Origin of the sequence: Nocardiopsis sp. TNDT3, assembly GCF_003427465.1 — a bacterium.
In the GTDB taxonomy this organism is placed as follows: domain Bacteria; phylum Actinomycetota; class Actinomycetes; order Streptosporangiales; family Streptosporangiaceae; genus Nocardiopsis; species Nocardiopsis dassonvillei.
This window is the reverse complement of record NZ_QPFC01000017.1, coordinates 1-2841: the sequence shown is the minus strand read 5'-3', so window position 1 is coordinate 2841 and position 2841 is coordinate 1. Positions and strand designations below refer to the sequence as shown.

The 2841-nt window shown below is 75.3% G+C and carries 2 protein-coding genes; one reads left to right on the top strand and one right to left on the bottom strand.

Annotation, left to right across the window (positions count from 1 at the left end; genetic code table 11):
- The first annotated feature begins 30 nt into the window (after positions 1–30).
- The gene (locus DQW06_RS00410; protein ID WP_117197741.1) at positions 31–2169 is read left to right on the top strand and encodes a 5'-nucleotidase C-terminal domain-containing protein; all 2139 of its coding nucleotides are present in this window, start codon (positions 31–33) and stop codon (positions 2167–2169) included.
- Positions 2170–2398: 229 nt separating this feature from the next.
- On the opposite strand, the gene DQW06_RS00405 is transcribed toward DQW06_RS00410, so the two are convergent.
- On the bottom strand, positions 2399–2841 hold a 443-nt coding region (locus DQW06_RS00405), incomplete at its 5' end, for a hypothetical protein (RefSeq protein ID WP_198662348.1).

The window sequence follows — 2841 nt, the reverse complement described above, 5'->3', positions numbered from 1 at the left end:
CGCCCCCGCCCGCGAAGGAGCCCCGCAACGATGTCCAGACTCGTGCGCGCCTCGGCCGCGCTGGTGCTGACCGGCGCCCTGGTGGCGCCGTCCGCCCCCGCGGCCGGAGCGTCCGTCCCCATGAACCCCGGGGACGGCGCCGACTTCACCCTGACGATCCTGCACGCCAACGACCCCGAGTCCCAGCTGCTGTCCGCCTCCGGACAGGAGGACTTCGGCGGCGCCGCCCGCTTCACGACGCTGCTCGACCGGCTGCGCGAGGCCGAGGGCGGCGGCGCCGCGGCCGGGGAGGACGAGGCCGACGAGCGCGGCGTCGTCACGGTCAACGCGGGGGACATGTACCTGCCGGGGCCGGAGTTCGCCGCCTCCCGGGAGGAGGGCGCCCCCTTCTACGACGCCCTCGCCGCCGACCAGGCGGACTACGACGCCGTCTCCATGGGCAACCACGAGTTCGACTTCGGACCGGACGTGTACGCCGACTTCCTCGAACAGCTGGGCGGGGACGCCGCGGTGGTCGCCGCCAACGTGGACGTGTCCGCGGAGCCGCGCCTGGCCGCCCTGGCGGACGCGGGCCGGATCGCGCCCAGCACCGTGGTGGAGGCCTCCGGCCACGAGGTCGGCGTCGTGGGCGCGCTGTACCCGCCGCTGGACACCATCACCAGTCCGCGCGACGTGGTGGTGGAGGACCTCGTCGCCCCGGTGCAGGCCGAGGTCGACCGGCTGACCGCCGAGGGCGTGGACAAGATCGTCCTCCTCTCGCACCTCCAGGGGATCGCCTACGAGGAGCGCGTGGCCAGCGAGCTGACCGGCGTCGACGTCATCGTCGCGGGCGGCGGCCACGAGGTGATGGCGGGCCCCGACGACGCCCTGGTGCCCGGCGACGAGGTCACGGCGCACCCGGAGACCGGCGAGCCGCTGTCCTACCCGCTCATGGCCACCAACCCCGAGGGCGTCGAGGTGCCCATCGTCACCGCCGGGTCGAACTACAAGTACGTGGGCCGCCTGGTGGTGAACTTCGACGGCGGTGACCTGGTGTCGGTCTCCGACCGTTCCGGGCCGGTCCGGGTCTCCGGCGCCGGAGAGGACGCGGTGGAGCCCCACCCCGAGGTGGAGTCGCGGGTCACCGCGCCCGTGTCCGGGTACGTGGCGGGCCTGGCGGAGACGGAGGTGGCCACCAGCGAGGTCGACCTCAACGGCGTCCAGAACCCCGGCGTGCGCACCCAGGAGACCAACCTGGGCAACCTGGTGGCCGACGCGCTGCTGGACACCGGCGTGCGCAACGCGCAGGAGTACGGCGTGCCCGCCCCCCAGATCGGCATCCAGAACGGCGGCGGCATCCGCAACGCCTCGGTGGTCCCGGCCGGTCCGCTGACCGCGCTGGACACCTACTCGATCGCCCCGTTCGCCAACCAGGTGGCGGTGGTCCCCGACATCCCGCGCTCGCAGGTCAAGGAGCTGCTGGAGCAGGGCGTGGCCGCCGCTCCCGCGGCCAGCGGCGCGTTCATGCAGGTCGCCGGGGTCAACTTCGCCTACGACCCGGAGCGCACGGCGCAGGTGGTGGACGGGGAGGGCGCCGTGACCACGCCCGGCGAGCGGGTCCGCAGCGCGGTCCTGCACGACGGAACGGTGCTCGTGGAGGGCGGCGAGGTCGTGGACGGCGACCCGATCACGGTCGTGACCAACGACTTCTCCGCCCGGGGCGGCGACATGTACCCGTTCCGCGGGGCGGACTTCACCGTGGTGGGCGCGACCTACCAGGCCGCGCTGGAGGGCCTGCTCACCGGAACGCTGGAGGGCCGGGTGACCGAGGCCGCCTACCCCGAGGGCGGTTCCGGCCGCATCGTGGTGGGCGAGCGGGCCACCGTTCCCGACGGTGACGGCGGCGGAACGCCCACCGACCCGCCGACCGGCGGACCCACTGACGGGCCCGCCGACCCGGACGGCGGGCCGAGCCCGGACCCGACGGACCCGCCCGCCACGGACGGCCCGGACGACGGCTCCGGCAAGCCCGGCGGGAACGCCGACGGCTCACTGCCGCGCACGGGCGGCGCGCTGCTCGGTCTGGTGGCGGCGGCCGTGGTCGCCGTCGCGGCGGGCGGGGCCGCGCTCTACCTGGGCCGCAGGCGCGGGAGGACGGCGGGCGCGGACTCCCCCGGCTCGGACTCCTGACAGCGGGGCCGGGGCCGGGGTTCGGCCCCGGAGGCCCGGCCTCGCAGCGTCGGCCCGCGGTGCTGACCTCGCAGGTCCGCCCCGCGGGGCTGGCCCCGAAGGCGGCCGGACGGCCTCCCGACTCCGCGCGCGGTGCCGGGCGGCCGGACGGCCGCCGCGCTTCGCAGGTCCCGGGACCCGGCGCCGTACCGGCCGCTCCCACGGGGTCCGGATCCGCGACCCGGGCCGCTCAGGGGCAGCCCGCGATCTCGCGCGTGGCCTCGGCCATGTCGTCGCGCTCCTGCTGGTCCAGGCCGTTCTCCTCGAACCACACCAGCACGAAGTGACAGGCGTCCTGGATGTCCGCCGCGGTGTTCTCCTCGCTCTCCAGCATGGCCATCGCGGCGATCATCGCGATTCCGGAGTTCTCGAAGGCGGCCACCCGCACCAGGTTGGTGTCCATCGACGAGGTGCACTGGAAGAGGGTCGTCTCCTCGGCTCCGGGGTCCGAGCCGCAGACCTCGTCGGTGATGTCCAGACGGGCGTCGATCTCGAAGTCGCGGCGCAGCTCGTCGATGAGCTCCTCCGAGCTGATGAGGTTCTCCGCCCCGGAGGACGGTGGGTCCGTCGGCTCCGCGGAGGGCTCGTCGGTGGGCAGGGGCTCCCCGGTGGGCGCGGGGGCGGCTGTGGGGG

Excerpts from the sequence above, each read along its gene's own strand:
- DQW06_RS00410 (WP_117197741.1), top strand. The coding sequence starts at position 31 with ATGTCCAGACTCGTGCGCGCCTCGGCCGCGCTGGTGCTGACCGGCGCC.